The sequence below is a fragment of the Streptomyces sp. SID9727 genome (assembly GCF_010550605.1).
Classification (GTDB): domain Bacteria; phylum Actinomycetota; class Actinomycetes; order Streptomycetales; family Streptomycetaceae; genus Streptomyces.
In genome coordinates this window covers 1-15,765 of record NZ_JAAGNI010000322.1, presented here as the reverse complement: position 1 = coordinate 15,765, position 15,765 = coordinate 1, and the positions used below count along the sequence as shown (strand labels likewise).

Genomic DNA, 15,765 nt, shown 5'->3' with positions numbered 1-15,765 from the left:
GGCCCGCGAGGTGCTGGTCCTGGTGGAGGCCTGCGCCCTGCCGGACGCCGCTTCGGACAGCGGCGGACCGGCCTGCGGTGTGCCCGGGCCCCCGGCCCCGACGGTGTGCGCGGGAGCGACGGGCCCGCCCTCCCCGCGCAGGATGCGCGCGTACGCGTCCGCCAGCTCGCGGCCCGGGTCGATGCCCAGTTCGTCCGCGAGCAGGCGGCGGGTGCGGTGGAAGCAGTCCAGCGCCTCGGACTGGCGGCCCGAGCGGTGGAGCGCGGTCATCAGGGCCGCCGCCAGGGATTCGCGCAGGGGGTGGGCGACGGCCTCCGCACGGAGGGCCGCCGCGGCGCGGTGGTGCTCGCCCAGCTCCCCGTAGGCGCCGGCCAGCTGCTCGACCGTCGAGAGGCGGGACTCCTCCAGCGCGTGGGCGGCCGCCTGGAGCGGGGTGCTGGCGTAGGTGCCGGTGAGGGCGGGCCCCTGCCAGAGCGACAGGGCCTCCTTCAGCATCAGCACCGTGTCGGCGGGGCCCCGCTGCTCCCGGGCCAGCATCAGCAGTTCCTCGAACCGCTGGGAGTCCAGCAGGGTCTCGGGCGCCCGGAGCACGTACGCGTCGCCGAGCGTCGCCAGCTCCACCCCGTACGCCCGCGCGTCCGCGCCGACCAGCAGGGCGCGCAGGCGGGAGACATGGCCCTGGACGACCGTGCGGGCGTGGAGCGGAGGCTCCTCGTCCCACAGACAGTCGGTCAGCCGGGCCATGGACACGGGGGTGTTGGCGCTCAGCAGCAGGGCCGCGAGCAGGCTGCGGCGCTTGGCGGGGCCGAGGGGCAGCGGCCCGGTCAGCGTGTCGACGCAGACGGTGCCGAGCAGCCGGAACTCCACGAGCGGCTCCCCTTCCGGGTCTGACGCGCCCGGTTCCGGGTCACGGACAAGCGCCCAGAATATCGGGGATTCCGCCGTGGTGTTCCGGGGGTGTGGCCGGATCGCCCCCGGTCACAGGTGCCGTTCGTCGTCGGAGACGACCGTCGTGGTGGGCGGCACGACCATGCGGCGGCGCCGGATGACGCTCGCGTAGACGAAGACGCCGATGACGCCGACGATCATCATGATCCAGCCGACCAGGTCGACGTTGACCGTGTCCAGCTGCCAGTCGGTCGCGAAGGCGAGGATCGCCCCCGCGCCGATGAGGAGAATGCATCCGCCGAGTCCCATGAGTTCCGCCTCCCAGGCGGCCCGGGACCTCCGGGCCGTGTATGGAGCGCGTACCCGGCCCGGTAACGGGCATGCCTGGGCGGGAGATTGACAGGGGCCCCCGCCCAGGGGATCAGCCGGCCAGGAACGCCGCCAGCGCGTTCGCGAGGAGGTACGGGTCGTCCGCGCCGCACAGTTCGCGGGCGCTGTGCATGGACAGGATGGCGACGCCGATGTCGACGGTCTTGATGCCGTGCCGGGCGGCGGTGATCGGGCCGATCGTCGTGCCGCAGGGCATCGCGTTGTTGGAGACGAACGTCTGCCACGGCACGCCCGCCTTCTCGCAGGCCGCGGCGAACACGGACCGGCCACCGCCGTCGGTGGCGTACCGCATGTTGACGTTGACCTTGAGGATCGGCCCGCCGTTCACGACCGGGTGGTGCGTGGGGTCGTGGCGCTCCGCGTAGTTCGGGTGGACCGCGTGGCCGGTGTCGGAGGAGAGGCAGACCGTGCCGGCGAAGGCGCGGGCGCGGTCCTCGTAACCCCCGCCGCGGGCGAAGACCGAGCGCTCCAGGACCGTGCCGAGCAGCGGCCCGTCCGCGCCGGTGTCCGACTGCGAGCCGTTCTCCTCGTGGTCGAAGGCGGCCATCACCGGGATGCAGGGCAGTTCGGCGTCGGGCTGTCCGGCGACGGCGGCCAGCGCGGCGGTGGCCGCGTGCACCGAGAGGAGGTTGTCCATGCGCGGACCGGCCACCAGCTCGCGGTCGCGGCCCAGGTAGGACGGCGGCTCGACGGGGTGCGGCATCAGGTCCCAGCCGGTGATGTCCTCGGCGTCGACGCCCGCCTCTTCGGCGACGAACCGGATGAGGTCGCCCTCCTCGACGTCCCCGAGCCCCCAGATCGGCTGCATGTGCTTCTGCCGGTCCAGCTTGAGCCCGTCGGTGTTGGCCGACCGGTCCAGGTGCACGGCGAGCTGCGGTACGCGCAGTAGCGGGCGGTCGATGGAGACGAGCCGGTGCGTGCCTCCCCCAGGCCCGGCGGCCTGGGAGGTGCCCCCTCGGAGCGAGATCCGGCCGGCGAGACCGAGGTCGCGATCCAGCCAGGTGTTGAGCAGGGTGCCGCCGTAGATCTCCACGGCGACCTGGCGCCAGCCGTACGCCCCGGTGTCCGGAAGCGGCTTGACCCGGAGGTTCGGTGAGTCGGTGTGCGCGCCGACGATCCGGAACGGGGTGTGCGCCTCGGCACCCTCCGGCACGTACCAGGCGACGATCGCGCCACCGCGCAGAACGTACTTGCCGCCCGTGGTTCCGTCCCAGGCCGCGGTCTCCTCCACCTGCCGGAATCCGGCCTTCTCCAGTCGCGCGGCGGCGGCCGCCACGGCGTGGTACGGGGAGGGGGAGGCCATCAGGAAGGCCATCAGATCGTCGGTGTGCCCGCGGTCGAAGCGGGGGGAGGAACTCATGTTCTTCACTGTAGCCAGACGTGGCCGAAAGGATTCCCCGTCGCCCCCCGGCCACCGCGGGCATCGTGCGGCCGCCGCCCCCGTGAACGGATGGTGGGGGCGGCGGCCGGTGGATGTGCGGGGCGGGTCCTAGAAGGCCGACTCGTCCAGCTCCATCAGGGAGTTGTCGACGGACTCGGCGAGCGCGCGCTCGGCGCCGACGCCCGGGAGGACGTTCGCGGCGAAGAACTTCGCGGCGGCGATCTTGCCCCGGTAGAAGGCGGCGTCCTTCGCGGAGGCCGTCGGCAGCTTCTCGGCGGCCACGGCCGCGCCCTTGAGCAGCAGGTAGCCGACGACGACATCGCCGGAGGCCAGCAGCAGGCGGGTGGTGTTGAGGCCCACCTTGTAGATGTTCTTGACGTCCTCGCCGGTCGCGGTGAGGTCGGTGATCATCGTGCCGACGATCGCCTCCAGGTCCACCGCGGCCTTCGCGAGGCTGTCCAGCGCACCGGACAGCTCCTCGTTGTCCTGGGCGCCCGCGAGGAACTTCTTGATCTCCTCGGAGAGTGCGTTGAGCGAGGCGCCCTGGTCGCGGACGATCTTCCGGAAGAAGAAGTCCTGGCCCTGGATGGCCGTCGTGCCCTCGTACAGGGTGTCGATCTTGGCGTCGCGGATGTACTGCTCGACCGGGTACTCCTGGAGGTACCCGGAGCCGCCGAACGTCTGGAGCGACTGCGCCAGCTGCTCGTACGACTTCTCGGAGCCGTAGCCCTTGACGATCGGGAGGAGCAGGTCGTTGAGGCCGTGCAGCGCCTTGGCGTCCTCGCCCGCGGCCTCCTTCTCCTGGATCGCGTCCTGGACGGAGGCGGTGTAGAGGACGAGGGCGCGCATGCCCTCCGCGTACGCCTTCTGCGTCATCAGCGAGCGGCGCACGTCGGGGTGGTGCGTGATGGTGACCTTCGGCGCGGCCTTGTCCATGAACTGCGACAGGTCGGTGCCCTGGACGCGCTCCTTGGCGTACTCCAGCGCGTTCAGGTAGCCCGTGGAGAGGGTGGCGATGGCCTTCGTGCCGACCATCATGCGGGCGAACTCGATGATGCGGAACATCTGGCGGATGCCGTCGTGCTTGTCGCCGATGAGCCAGCCCTTGGCGGGGTGGCGGTCGCCGAACGTCATCTCGCAGGTGTTGGACGCCTTGAGGCCCATCTTGTGCTCGACGTTCGTCGCGTACACGCCGTTGCGCTCGCCCAGCTCGCCGGTGGTCCAGTCGAAGTGGTACTTCGGGACCAGGAAGAGGGAGAGGCCCTTGGTGCCCGGGCCCGCGCCCTCGGGACGCGCCAGCACGTAGTGGAGGATGTTCTCCGACATGTCGTGCTCGCCCGAGGTGATGAAGCGCTTCACGCCCTCGATGTGCCAGGAGCCGTCCTCCTGCTCGACGGCCTTCGTGCGGCCGGCGCCGACGTCCGAGCCGGCGTCCGGCTCGGTCAGCACCATCGTCGAGCCCCACTGCTTCTCGACGGCGATCTCGGCGATCTTCTTCTGCGCCTCGTTGCCCTCCTCGAAGAGGATGCCGGCGAACGCCGGGCCCGAGGAGTACATCCAGACGGCCGGGTTGGAGCCGAGCAGCAGCTCCGCGTAACCCCAGATCAGGGAGCGGGGCGAGGTGGTGCCGCCGATCTCCTCCGGCAGGCCCAGGCGCCAGTACTCGGAGTCCATGAACGCCTGGTACGACTTCTTGAACGAGTCGGGGACCGGCGCCGTGCTGGTCTCCGGGTCGAAGACCGGCGGGTTGCGGTCGGCGTCCGCGTAGGAGTCGGCGAGCTCGTTCTCGGCGAGGCGGGCGACCTCCTCGAGGATGCTCTTCGCCGTGTCGACGTCCATCTCCGTGAACGGTCCGGTGCCGTACAGCTTGTCGCGTCCGAGGACCTCGAAGAGGTTGAACTCGATGTCGCGGAGATTCGACTTGTAGTGCCCCATGGGAAGGCTCCGTAATCAATAGCAGTGGCGCGCAGCGCCCCGTGGAGGGGTGGCCCGGACATATCAGGTGACCTCTCCGATGATGCTACCCGCCAGTAATAAGACGCAACCCCCCGAGCCCCGGATGTGGCCGATTACTCTTTGTTCCATGTACGGCTACGACCAGAACCAGGGCGCGCAGCAGCCGATGGGGGGCGGCTACGGCGAGCAGCCGCTGTACCCCGAACCCTCGCCGCCGTCGCTGGGGGACGCGGTACGGGCCTTCACGACCGGCTCGCTGGCCGCCGAGGACTTCCAGCAGATCTTCGCGACCTCGAAGGTCTACTGTCCGCGGGGCGACAACCCGGGCTTCCTCGCGCTGCACAACACCCAGCAGCCCGTGATCCCGATGTTCACCACGCTCAAGGAGCTGCGGCTGTACGCGGGCAAGGACTCCAAGTACTTCGTGATCACCGGCGCCGAGGTGATCGACCTGCTGCCCACCGGCTACGGCTTCGTCCTGGACATGGAGGGCGAGCACCGGATGGTCTTCGACGCGAAGGCCGTCGAGCAGATGGTCGACTTCGCGATGCGCCGCATGTACGGCTAGGGCGTGTTTCGAAAGTCCCGCCTGTCCGGCGGCGCCTGGCACGCACGCTCGCCGCGTTGTCGGGATCACCCCGATACAACCAGTATCGGGGCGACCCTCCGCCTTGCGATCGCACGCACCAGACGCCGCCGGACCCGCCCTGCGGGCGGACGGCGCTACTTTCGAAACACGCCCTAGACGCCGCGCAGGCGGCTGATCCGCCGGCCCGAGGCTTCCGGAAGGGGCCCGTACCGCTCTCGGTACGGGCCCCTTCCGGCTGTCCGGGGGCGCGCGGGAATGAGGAGCGCCTTGCAAGATGTTCACTGTTCAACTAAATTGATGGCAGAACAGTCCCCCCGGAGGTGGCTCCCATGCCCGCAGTGACCGTCGAGAACCCGCTGACCCTGCCCAAGGTGGCCGCTTCCGGCGACGCCGCGGCCCGTCCCGTGCTCGCCGTGACCACGGCGCCGAGCGGCTTCGAGGGCGAGGGTTTCCCCGTCCGCCGCGCCTTCGCGGGCATCAACTACAAGTACCTCGACCCGTTCATCATGATGGACCAGATGGGTGAGGTGGAGTACGCGGCGGGCGAGCCGAAGGGCACGCCCTGGCACCCGCACCGCGGCTTCGAGACCGTGACCTACCTGATCGACGGCAGCTTCATCCACCAGGACTCCCACGGTGGCGGCGGCACCATCGGCAACGGCGACACCCAGTGGATGACAGCGGGTAGCGGGCTGCTCCACATCGAGGCGCCGCCGGAGTCCCTGGTCATGTCCGGCGGCCTCTTCCACGGCCTCCAGCTCTGGGTGAACCTGCCGAAGGCCGACAAGATGATGGCCCCGCGCTACCAGGACATCCGCGGCGGCCAGGTCCAGCTGCTCGCCTCCCCGGACGGCGGCGCGCTGCTCCGCGTGATCGCCGGTGAGCTGGACGGCCACGAGGGCCCCGGCATCACCCACACCCCGATCACGATGATCCACGCCACCGTGCGCCCCGGCGCCGAGGTGACGCTGCCCTGGCGTGAGGACTTCAACGGCCTCGCGTACGTGCTCGCCGGGCGCGGCTCCGCGGGTGCCGAGCGCCGGCCGGTCCACATGGGCCAGACCGCCGTCTTCGGCGCCGGCTCCTCGCTGACCGTGCGCGCCGACGAGAAGCAGGACGGGCACACCCCCGACCTGGAGGTCGTCCTGCTCGGCGGTCGCCCCATCCGCGAGCCCATGGCGCACTACGGGCCGTTCGTGATGAACAGCCAGGCCGAACTGAAGCAGGCGTTCGAGGACTTCCAGGCCGGCCGCCTCGGCACCGTGCCCGCCGTCCACGGCATGTGACCCGCGTCCCCGCCCCGCCGCCGTCGTGTGACGCTCCGTCACTCGTACGGCGGCGCGGGCGGGACACCGCTGCCGGGCCGTGATCGGCTGGAAGGGTGCAGACCCCGAAGCCACTCCTGCCCGAGGGCGCCCGGCGGACCGCCGCCTGGTGCGGTGTCGTCCTGCTGGTCACCGGTGTCGCCGCCGTCGCCGTCTGGCTGTGCATCGCCCTCAAGACCGCCGTCACGCCCGTGCTGCTCGCCCTGCTCGGTACGGCGCTGCTCGGGCCCGTCCACCGGCGGATGACCGCCCACGGGGTGAACCGTTCGCTGGCCGCCGCGGTCACCTGTGCCCTGCTGCTCGCCGTGGTCGGCGGTGCGGGCTACATCGTCGTCGCCGCACTCGTGGAGACCGGTGACCAGATCGTCCAGTCGCTGAAGGACGCCGGGCAGTGGGTGGTCGACCACTTCCAGGTCGCGGACGACATCGACGTGAACGACCTGGAGGCCAGTGGCCGCAAGCTGGTCGAGAAGTTCGGCGCGAGCGCGGCGGGCGGACTCCTCACCGGGATCAGCGTCATCGGCTCCCTCGTCGCGACCAGCGTCCTGGCCCTGCTGCTCACCTTCTTCTTCCTGCGCGACGCGGACCGGGCCGCGCACCTCGCCCACACCGTCGCCCCGCGCGGCACCGGCGACATGGTCGAGGCGATGGGCCGGCGGGCCTTCGAGGCCGTCGAGGGCTTCATGCGCGGGACGACGCTCATCGCCCTGATCGACGCCGTCTGCATCACGGTCGGGCTGCTGATCCTGCGAGTGCCGGGCGCGGTGGGGCTCGGCGCACTGGTGCTCGTCGGCGCCTACATCCCGTACCTCGGCGCGTTCATCTCCGGCGCGGTCGCCGTCCTGGTGGCCCTCGCGGACCGGGGCTTCGCGATCGCGCTCTGGGCGCTCGGCGTGGTCCTCGCCGTCCAGGTGCTGGAGGGCCACATCCTTCAGCCGATGATCCAGAGCCGTACGGTCCAGATGCACCCCGCGATGATCCTCATCGCACTGACGGCGGGCGCGAGCGTCGCGGGCATCCTCGGGATGCTGCTCGCCGTCCCGCTCTGCGCGGCGGCCTTCGGCATCATCGGCGAACTCCGCGGGAACGGCCGGATCGCGCCGGAGGACGGCGTCTAGGGCGTGTTTCGAAAGTAGCGCCGTCCGCCCGCAGGGCGGGTCCGGCGGCGTCTGGTGCGTGCGATCGCAAGGCGGAGGGTCGCCCCGATACTGGTTGTATCGGGGTGATCCCGACAACGCGGCGAGCGTGCGTGCCAGGCGTCGCCGGACAGGCGGGACTTTCGAAACACGCCCTAATCCAGCTCCAGGTCCGGGAAGGCCGGTTCCGGGTGTTCGGCCTCGTTCAGCTCGAACCAGATCGACTTGCCCGCTCCGCGCGGATCGACCCCCCACTTGTGCGCGAGCATCTCCATCAGCACCAGGCCCCGCCCGCTGGAGGCCATCTCGCCGGGCCGCCGCTTGTGCGGCAGCTCGTCGCTGCCGTCGGACACGTCCACCCGCAGACACCGCTCCCCCGGCGTCCCGGTCGCCTGGGCGACCATCAGCGCGTCCCCGTCCGTGTGCACCAGCACGTTCGTGGCGACCTCGGAGAGCAGCAGCACCGCCGCGTCGACCTGGTCCGCGTCCGCCCAGTCGTGCAGCAGCTCCCGCAGCAGCTGCCGGGCCGTCGAGATCCGCTCCGGTTCGGCCTGGGCGATGGACAGCGCGGTCCGCCGGGGCGCCGCCGGGGACGTGTCGGTGCCCTCACGGCGCAGCAGCAGGACCGCGACATCGTCCTCGCGCCGGTCCGCGAGCGGCCCGGTCGTGTAGTGGGAGCCGGGCCCGTGCACCGCCTGCACCAGCGCGTCCGCCAGCTTCTCCAGGTCGCCGGTGTGGTGCTCCAGGATCGGCCGGAGCCGCACCCAGCCGGAGGCGAGGTCGTGTCCGCCGGTCTCGATCAGCCCGTCCGTGCAGAGCATGATCGTCTCCCCGGCCTCCAGGACGATCCGTGTCGTCGGATAGTCCGCGTCCGCCTCGACGCCCAGGGGCAGCCCGCCCTCGGTCTGCCGGACGACGGCGGTTCCGTCGGCGGTCATCACCACGGGGTCGGGGTGGCCGGCCCGCGCGATGTCCAGCACCCCGGTCTCCGGATCGGCCTCCGCGTACAGGCAGGTCGCGAACCGCGCGGCCGTCGCCTCGTCGTCCGCGCCGGGATCGGTGAGGCCGGAGAGGAAGCGCGAGGCGCGCGCCAGCACCGCGTCGGGGCGGTGCCCCTCGGAGGCGTACGCGCGCAGCGCGATCCTGAGCTGGCCCATGAGACCCGCCGCCCGCACGTCATGGCCCTGGACGTCGCCGATCACGAGGGCGATGCGGCCGCTGGGCAGCGGGATCAGGTCGTACCAGTCGCCGCCGACCTGGAGGCCGCCGCCCGTCGGCACATAGCGCGCCGCCACGGTCATCCCGGGGATGTCCGGGCCGAGCGAGGGCATCATCGTGCGCTGGAGGCCCAGCGACAGCTCCCGCTCGCTGTCGGCGGCGCCCGCCCGGGCCAGGGCCTGGGCGAGCATCCGGGCCACGGTCGTCAGCACCGACCGCTCGTCCGGCGAGAACGCCACCGGATGCCGGAATCCGGCCATCCAGGTACCCATCGTGCGCCCGGACACGGTCAGCGGCAGGAAGGCCCAGGAGCGGCGCCCGAAGCGTTGCGCCAGCGGCCAGGTGGCGGGGTAGCGGGCCCGGTAGTCCTCGGGCGTGGGCAGATAGATCGCCCGGCCCGTCCGGACGACCTCGGTCGCCGGGTAATCCGTGTCCAGCGGCATGTCGGTGAAGGGCCCCTCGTCGCTGAGGGAGTGCCCGTGCTGCCCGACGACGGTCAGCCGCTCGCCCTCGACGCCGAAGACCGCGAGGCCGTCCGGCGAGAACCCCGGCATGGAGAGCGAGTAGGCGACCCGCAGCACCTCTGTAGTGGACCCGGCCTCCGCCAGGGCCCGCCCCGCGTCCAGCAGGAACGCCTCGCGGGAGCGCCGCCAGTCGCCGGTGATGGCGGTGTGCGTCCCGACGGTGCCCGGTGGGGGCTCGGCGACCTCCTGGAGCGTGCCGATGAGCACGTAGTCCTGGCGGCCCTCGCCGGCCGGGACCGGCTTGGAGCGGCTGCGCACGGTGCGCAGGACCCGGCCGCTGCCGTCCACGATGCGCAGCCGGGCCTCCGCGAGGGTGCCCTCGGCCACGGCGAGGCTGATCACCCCGGCGATCTCGTTCCAGTCGACGGGGTGGAAGCGGGAGCGGACCTCCGACTCGCGGAAGACGCCGGGCTCGGCGGGCAGCTCCAGCAGGCGGGCGGCCTCCGCGTCCAGCGTGACCGTCCCGGCTCCGTTGTCCCAGCGCCACAGCCCGGTCGCGGTCGCGGCCAGCACGTCCTCGGTGCGCATTGCCCCACTTTAAACCGGCATGCCAGGCAAGGGCGCGGGTGCGGCCCTGCGGACGATCTTGATGCGGACTATGACAATGAAACGCTCCGGTCGCGGGCGGTAGCCTGGGAGGGCTGAATCTCCCCCAACCGCGAAGACTGGATGAACGACGATGCATCGGTACAGGTCCCACACCTGCGGCGAGCTCCGCGCCTCTGACGTCGGCACCGACGTCCGGCTGAGCGGCTGGCTGCACAATCGCCGAGACCTGGGCGGCATCCTCTTCATCGATCTGCGCGACCACTACGGGCTCGTGCAGCTCGTCGCCCGCCCCGGCACGCCGGGCAACGAGGCCCTGGCGAAGCTCACCAAGGAGACCGTCGTCCGGATCGACGGCAAGGTCTCCGCGCGCGGCGCCGAGAACGTCAACCCGGACCTGCCGACCGGTGAGATCGAGATCGAGGTCTCCGAGGTCGAGGTGCTGGGCGAGGCCGGCCCGCTGCCCTTCACGATCAACGCCGAGGACGGCGTGAACGAGGAGCGGCGCCTGGAGTACCGCTTCCTGGACCTGCGCCGCGAGCGCATGCACCGCAACATCATGCTGCGCTCCGCCGTGATCGCCGCGATCCGCTCCAAGATGGTCGCCCTCGGCTTCAACGAGATGGCGACGCCGATCCTCACCGCGACCTCCCCCGAGGGCGCCCGTGACTTCGTCGTCCCGTCCCGGCTGAACCCCGGCAAGTTCTACGCGCTGCCGCAGGCCCCGCAGCAGTTCAAGCAGCTGCTGATGATCTCCGGCTTCGACCGCTACTTCCAGATCGCGCCCTGCTTCCGCGACGAGGACGCCCGCGCCGACCGCTCGCCCGGCGAGTTCTACCAGCTCGACGTCGAGATGTCCTTCGTGGAGCAGGAGGACGTCTTCCAGCCGATCGAGAAGCTGATGACCGAGCTCTTCGAGGAGTTCGGTAACGGCCGTCACGTCACCTCGCCGTTCCCTCGCATCCCGTTCCGCGAGTCGATGCTGAAGTACGGCAACGACAAGCCGGACCTGCGCGCCAAGCTGGAGCTGGTCGACATCTCCGACGTCTTCGCGGACTCGGGGTTCAAGGCGTTCGCCGGCAAGCACGTCCGCGCCCTTCCGGTGCCGGACACGGCGGGCCAGTCCCGTAAGTTCTTCGACGGCCTCGGCGAGTACGCCGTGGAGCACGGCGCCAAGGGCCTCGCCTGGGTCCGCGTCGGCGAGGACGGCACCCTGGCCGGTCCGATCGCCAAGTTCCTCACCGAGGCCGACGTCAAGACGCTCACGGAGCGGCTGTCGCTCGTCCCGGGCCACGCCGTCTTCTTCGGCGCCGGCGAGTTCGACGAGGTCTCCAAGATCATGTCCGCCGTCCGCGTCGAGGCCGCCAAGCGGGCCGGCCACTTCGAGGAGGGCGTCTTCCGGTTCTGCTGGGTCGTCGACTTCCCGATGTACGAGAAGGACGAGGAGACCGGGAAGATCGACTTCTCCCACAACCCCTTCTCGATGCCCCAGGGCGGCCTGAAGGACCTGGAGGAGAAGGACCCGCTGGACATCCTCGCCTGGCAGTACGACATCGTCTGCAACGGCATCGAGCTGTCCTCCGGCGCCATCCGGAACCACGAGCCCGAGCTGATGATCAAGGCGTTCGAGATCGCCGGCTACGACCGTGAGACGGTCGAGAAGGAGTTCGCGGGCATGCTCAAGGCCTTCCGCCTCGGCGCCCCGCCGCACGGTGGCATCGCCCCGGGCGTCGACCGCATCGTGATGCTGCTCGCCGACGAGCCGAACATCCGCGAGACGATCGCCTTCCCGCTGAACGGCAACGCCCAGGACCTGATGATGGGCGCGCCCACCGTCCTGGAGGAGGCCCGCCTCCGCGAGCTCAACATCCAGCTCCGCAAGCCGGCCGCGCCGGCGAAGGACGCGCAGAAGTAGTCCTGCCCGTTTCACGTGAAACAGCCCCCGGCCGCCACTGGCCGGGGGCTGTTCGCGTGACGGGCGGCGAGGGGCCGCCGGGCGGTTCCGATTAAGCACAGGAATCACCTGAACGGCTACGGCCGGATGGGCTCCGCCCCGGATTGGGCGGTGACGTGGGCGGCAATGACTGGCTGGGCCGACACCGGCGCACCCACTGCTGAGGAGCCCTCCGTGCCCGTGCCCCCTTCGCGCGCACCCCTGCGCCTGCCGCACGTCGTCTGCTCCCTGGTCCTGCTCGCGCTGCTCGCCGGCTGCGGGGCGGGCGGCTTCGCCGGTACGGACGTGAGCGGTGCCACCACGGAGCGGGTACGGATCAACGGCGTACCGGGGCCGCCCGAGGCCGCCGCCAGGGTGCCGTCGCCCGTGTCGCCGGCTCCGGCGGCCTCCCCACAGCCCACGGAGCTGCCCGGCCTCGGGCCGAAGACCCGGGCCGCGGTCCCGGCCACGGCGCGGCAGGCGTTCGTGGTGACCGGGGACTCGGCGGACTCCAACCGGTCGACCGCCGTCCTCTACACCCGGGACGGGCCCGCCGGGCCGGGCTGGCGCGCCACGCTGGGCCCCTGGCCCGCCCACAACGCCCTCAACGGCTGGACCGCGGAGCACTGGGAGGGCGATCTGCGCTCACCCGTCGGAGTCTTCACCCTCACCGCGGCGGGCGGGCGCCTCGCGCCCTCCGACACGGCGCTCCCGTACGACCTGAGCCCGGACTTCGCCGTGACCGGGGAGGGGTTCCACGGAGAGCCGCTGGAGGGGTCCTTCGACTACGTCGTCGCCATCGACTACAACCGCCTCCCCGGCACCTCCCCGCTCGACCTCACCCGCCCGCTCGGCGAGGAGCGCGGCGGTGGGATCTGGGTGCACGTGGACCACGGAGGACCGACCCAGGGCTGCGTCTCCGTCACCGAGGACAGGATGAAGGAACTCCTGGGTGCCCTCGACCCGGCCATGGGGCCCGTCATCGTGATGGGGGACGCGGAGTCGCTGGGTCGCTGAACCCCCCCGGCCGGAGAGCTTTGCGAAACCTCCCTTCCCGTATCAAGGACGCATCCTGGGAGGGAGTGGACACGCATGCACGAGGCGAGGGACATCACGATGCGGGTACTGGTCGCCGAGGACGAGGAAATCCTCGCGGAGCTGGTCGCCACCGGGCTGCGGCGGGCCGGCTTCGCCGTCGACACGGTGTACAGCGGTGATGCCGCGCAGGCGTACCTGGGGCTGCACGACTACGACGTGGTCGTGCTGGACCGCGATCTGCCCCGGGTGCACGGTGACGACGTGGCGCGCGGGCTCGTCGCCTCCGGTTCCCGGACCAGGATCCTGATGCTGACGGCCGCCGGGTCGATGGAGGACCGGGTCGCCGGGCTCGACCTGGGCGCCGACGACTACCTGGGCAAGCCGTTCGAGTTCCCCGAGCTGGTCTCCCGCGTACGCGCCCTGCGGCGGCGCAGTGCCCGCCCGGTACCGCCGCAGCTGGAGCGCTTCGGCATCCGGCTCGACACCGTACGGCGGTCGGCGACGCGGGACGGGCGGGACCTGGACCTGTCGCCGAAGGAGTTCACCGTGCTCCAGCTGCTGCTGGAGGCGGACGGCGGGACGGTCAGCGCGGAGGAGCTGCTGGAACGGGCTTGGGACGCCAACGCCGACCCCTTCACAGGTGCCGTCCGGGTCTGCATGAGCAAGCTGCGGAGCAAGCTCGGTGAGCCGGCCGTGATCCGCACCGTGCAGGGCGTGGGGTACGCACTGTGAAGTCCCCGGTCCGGTTGCCGCACTCCACGATCAGGACCCGCATCGCCCTCGTCTACGGCGGGGTCTTCCTGGTCCTCGGCACGGCCCTGCTGGCCACGGTCAACCTGGCCTCCCGCGCCGGTACGGATTCGCAGGCGCGTGCCATCGCGGACACCGCCGTCGTCGTCCAGCCCGGCTACGCGGTCAACGGTCCGCTCGTCAGCCGCCGCCGGCTCGGTCCGCCGACCGTCTACGACCTCACCGACCACGTCAGCGACGCGGCCGGCCACCAGCTGCTCATCTGGTCCGCCGCCGCGCTGCTGGTGATGACGGCCTGTGCGGTGGGCGTCGGCTGGTGGACGGCGGGCCGGGTCCTGCGGCCCGTCCACACCATGACCGCCAAGGCGCGCAAGCTCTCCGCGCACACGCTCCACGAACGGATCGCCTCAAGCGGGCCCGACGACGAGCTGAAGGAGCTGGGAGACACACTCGACGCGCTGCTGGCCCGGCTGGAGCGTGCCTTCGACAGCCAGCGGCGGTTCATCGCCAACGCCTCGCACGAGCTGCGCACCCCGCTGGCCACCCAGCGCACGGCGATCCAGGTCGGCCTGGACGACCCGACGCCGGAGGACCTGGACCGCACCCGGCAGACGCTCCTGGACAACAACCGGCGCAGCGAACGGCTCATCGACGGGCTGCTCGTCCTGGCCCGCAGCGAGCGGGGACTCGACGAGAGCGAACGGGAACCGGTGGACCTGGCCCGGGTGGCGGCGGAGGAGGCGGCCCGGCATCCGGGCGTCCGGCTCGACACCCGGACCTGCCCGGTGCGCGGCAACCGGCTGCTGCTGGCCCAGCTGGTGGCGAACCTGCTGGCCAACGCGGTGACGTACAACGTGCCCGGTGGAAGCGTCGACGTGTCGGTGGTCCCGGCCGGCGGCGGCGTCCTGCTGGAGGTCCGCAACACCGGTCCCAAGGTGGACGCGGCGGACATCCCCGTGCTGTTCGAGCCGTTCCGCCGGGGTGAGGGCAGGGACCGGACGGGGCCGGGCTCGGGCCTCGGCCTGTCGATCGTGCGGTCCATCGCGCTGGCCCACGACGGTACGGTCACGGCGGTGCCGGCCCCCGGGGGCGGGCTCGCCGTGACCGTACGTCTGCCGGCGTCTCAGGAACGCGTGGCCACCCACGCGGGGAGCGCGGCCAGCAGCTCACGGTAGAACGTGGTGTCAGGGACCTCGCGGGGGGCGGGGCCGGCGTGGAAGAAGCCGGTGTTCGGGGCGTCCAGCTTCCGCAGGAAGTCGAAGCCCTTGGCGTCCTTCTCGCCGAACGCGACGAACTGGAAGAACAGCGGCAGCCGGGCCGCCGCGTCGAGCGCCTGGCGGGCGGCCTGCCGGACGTCCGGGGGTCCGTCCGTCTGGAAGACCACCAGCGCGGGGCCGGTCGCCCCGGACTTCTCGTAGTGCGCGACGACCTCCTCGACCGCGCGGTGGTAGTTCGTCCGGCCGAGCCGGCCGAGGTCCGCGTTGAGCGCGTCGATCCGGCCCTCGTGGCCGTCCAGCTCCACCGTGCCGGTGCCGTCGATGTCGGTCGAGAAGAACACGACCCGCACGGTGGCGCTCTCGTCCAGGTGCGCGGCGAGCGCGAGCGTGCGGTCGCCCAGGTGCTGGGCGCTGCCGTCCTTGTAGAACGGACGCATGGAGCCGGAGCGGTCCAGGACCAGGTAGACGGTGGCGCGCAGCCCGGTCAGCCCGTGCGCCTTCAGCCCGGCCTGCGCCGCCTTGTACGCCCCCGCCAGCTCGGGCGCCCGCGCCTTGACCTTGGCGAGGGAGAGCGCGGGCTTGCCGGGGGCGGCGGGGGCGGCCGCGACCGTCTCGGGCTCCGGGTCCATGTCGATGGTGATCGGCGCGGGGGCGGCGGCCTCCGGCTCGGGGGCCGCGACGGGGACCGGTTCGGCGGACGCCTTCGGCTCGGGGGCCGCGATGGGCTCCGGCTCGGCGACCGGCGCCGGCTCCGGGCTCTCGCTCGCGATGACCGGCTCCGGCTCGGGGGTCTCCGTGGCCACGACGGGCTCGGGGTCCGCGACGGGCTCGGCGGCCGGCTTCGGTGCCTCGGGCTCCGCCACGGGTGCGGCGG

The 15,765-nt window shown here is 71.8% G+C and carries 13 protein-coding genes; 7 read left to right on the top strand and 6 right to left on the bottom strand.

Annotated features, from left to right (window positions below; genetic code table 11):
* The 4 genes from G3I41_RS22125 to G3I41_RS22110 all read right to left on the bottom strand — a co-directional run.
* A partial coding sequence (locus tag G3I41_RS22125; protein WP_343242204.1) for an AfsR/SARP family transcriptional regulator occupies window positions 1-867 on the bottom strand: 867 nt, incomplete at its 3' end.
* Window positions 868-978: 111 nt separating this feature from the next.
* Window positions 979-1,197, bottom strand: a complete 219-nt coding sequence (locus G3I41_RS22120) for a DUF6458 family protein (protein ID WP_164402150.1) — start codon at window positions 1,195-1,197, stop codon at window positions 979-981.
* Between the two features lie 112 nt (window positions 1,198-1,309).
* Complete coding sequence (locus G3I41_RS22115) at window positions 1,310-2,638, bottom strand: M18 family aminopeptidase (RefSeq protein WP_164402149.1); 1,329 nt, start codon at window positions 2,636-2,638, stop codon at window positions 1,310-1,312.
* Between the two features lie 129 nt (window positions 2,639-2,767).
* Window positions 2,768-4,594, bottom strand: a complete 1,827-nt coding sequence (locus G3I41_RS22110; RefSeq protein ID WP_164402148.1) for an acyl-CoA dehydrogenase — start codon at window positions 4,592-4,594, stop codon at window positions 2,768-2,770.
* A 148-nt stretch (window positions 4,595-4,742) separates the two neighbouring features.
* On the opposite strand from G3I41_RS22110, the gene G3I41_RS22105 reads away from it, so the two are divergent.
* The 3 genes from G3I41_RS22105 (at window position 4,743) to G3I41_RS22095 (ending at window position 7,647) form a co-directional block, all read left to right on the top strand.
* The gene (locus G3I41_RS22105) at window positions 4,743-5,183 is read left to right on the top strand and encodes an SseB family protein (protein WP_164402147.1); all 441 of its coding nucleotides are present in this window, start codon (window positions 4,743-4,745) and stop codon (window positions 5,181-5,183) included.
* A gap of 350 nt (window positions 5,184-5,533) precedes the next feature.
* A complete protein-coding gene (locus G3I41_RS22100) occupies window positions 5,534-6,490 on the top strand; it encodes a pirin family protein (RefSeq protein WP_164402146.1) in 957 nt (318 codons plus the stop codon).
* Window positions 6,491-6,585: 95 nt separating this feature from the next.
* The gene (locus tag G3I41_RS22095) at window positions 6,586-7,647 is read left to right on the top strand and encodes an AI-2E family transporter (protein WP_164402145.1); all 1,062 of its coding nucleotides are present in this window, start codon (window positions 6,586-6,588) and stop codon (window positions 7,645-7,647) included.
* 173 nt (window positions 7,648-7,820) lie between these two features.
* On the opposite strand, the gene G3I41_RS22090 is transcribed toward G3I41_RS22095, so the two are convergent.
* Window positions 7,821-9,935 carry a SpoIIE family protein phosphatase gene (locus G3I41_RS22090; protein WP_164402144.1) on the bottom strand — a complete coding sequence of 705 codons (2,115 nt, stop codon included), beginning with the start codon at window positions 9,933-9,935 and terminating at the stop codon, window positions 7,821-7,823.
* Between the two features lie 151 nt (window positions 9,936-10,086).
* Here G3I41_RS22090 and aspS point away from each other — a divergent pair, with 151 nt between their 5' ends.
* The 4 genes from aspS to G3I41_RS22070 all read left to right on the top strand — a co-directional run bounded on the left by aspS (window position 10,087) and on the right by G3I41_RS22070 (window position 14,849).
* Window positions 10,087-11,868, top strand: coding sequence for an aspartate--tRNA ligase (aspS, locus tag G3I41_RS22085; RefSeq protein WP_164402143.1), 1,782 nt, complete (start codon window positions 10,087-10,089; stop codon window positions 11,866-11,868).
* A 213-nt stretch (window positions 11,869-12,081) separates the two neighbouring features.
* Complete coding sequence (locus tag G3I41_RS22080; protein WP_164402142.1) at window positions 12,082-12,903, top strand: L,D-transpeptidase family protein; 822 nt, start codon at window positions 12,082-12,084, stop codon at window positions 12,901-12,903.
* A gap of 99 nt (window positions 12,904-13,002) precedes the next feature.
* A complete protein-coding gene (locus G3I41_RS22075; RefSeq protein ID WP_164402151.1) occupies window positions 13,003-13,656 on the top strand; it encodes a response regulator transcription factor in 654 nt (217 codons plus the stop codon).
* The gene (locus G3I41_RS22070; RefSeq protein ID WP_164402141.1) at window positions 13,653-14,849 is read left to right on the top strand and encodes a HAMP domain-containing sensor histidine kinase; all 1,197 of its coding nucleotides are present in this window, start codon (window positions 13,653-13,655) and stop codon (window positions 14,847-14,849) included. Before G3I41_RS22075 ends, G3I41_RS22070 begins: the two co-directional genes overlap by 4 nt.
* Here G3I41_RS22070 and G3I41_RS22065 read toward each other — a convergent pair.
* Window positions 14,798-15,765: VWA domain-containing protein (locus G3I41_RS22065; protein ID WP_164402140.1), on the bottom strand; the 968-nt coding region annotated here is incomplete at its 5' end. The genes G3I41_RS22070 and G3I41_RS22065 overlap by 52 nt on opposite strands.

Bases quoted from the DNA above. Each gene is read 5' to 3' on its own strand.
- G3I41_RS22110 (WP_164402148.1), bottom strand. From the start codon at position 4,594: ATGGGGCACTACAAGTCGAATCTCCGCGACATCGAGTTCAACCTCTTC.
- G3I41_RS22120 (WP_164402150.1), bottom strand. From the start codon at position 1,197: ATGGGACTCGGCGGATGCATTCTCCTCATCGGCGCGGGGGCGATCCTC.
- G3I41_RS22105 (WP_164402147.1), top strand. From the start codon at position 4,743: ATGTACGGCTACGACCAGAACCAGGGCGCGCAGCAGCCGATGGGGGGC.
- G3I41_RS22100 (WP_164402146.1), top strand. From the start codon at position 5,534: ATGCCCGCAGTGACCGTCGAGAACCCGCTGACCCTGCCCAAGGTGGCC.
- G3I41_RS22115 (WP_164402149.1), bottom strand. From the start codon at position 2,638: ATGAGTTCCTCCCCCCGCTTCGACCGCGGGCACACCGACGATCTGATG.
- G3I41_RS22075 (WP_164402151.1), top strand. From the start codon at position 13,003: ATGCGGGTACTGGTCGCCGAGGACGAGGAAATCCTCGCGGAGCTGGTC.
- aspS (WP_164402143.1), top strand. From the start codon at position 10,087: ATGCATCGGTACAGGTCCCACACCTGCGGCGAGCTCCGCGCCTCTGAC.
- G3I41_RS22090 (WP_164402144.1), bottom strand. From the start codon at position 9,935: ATGCGCACCGAGGACGTGCTGGCCGCGACCGCGACCGGGCTGTGGCGC.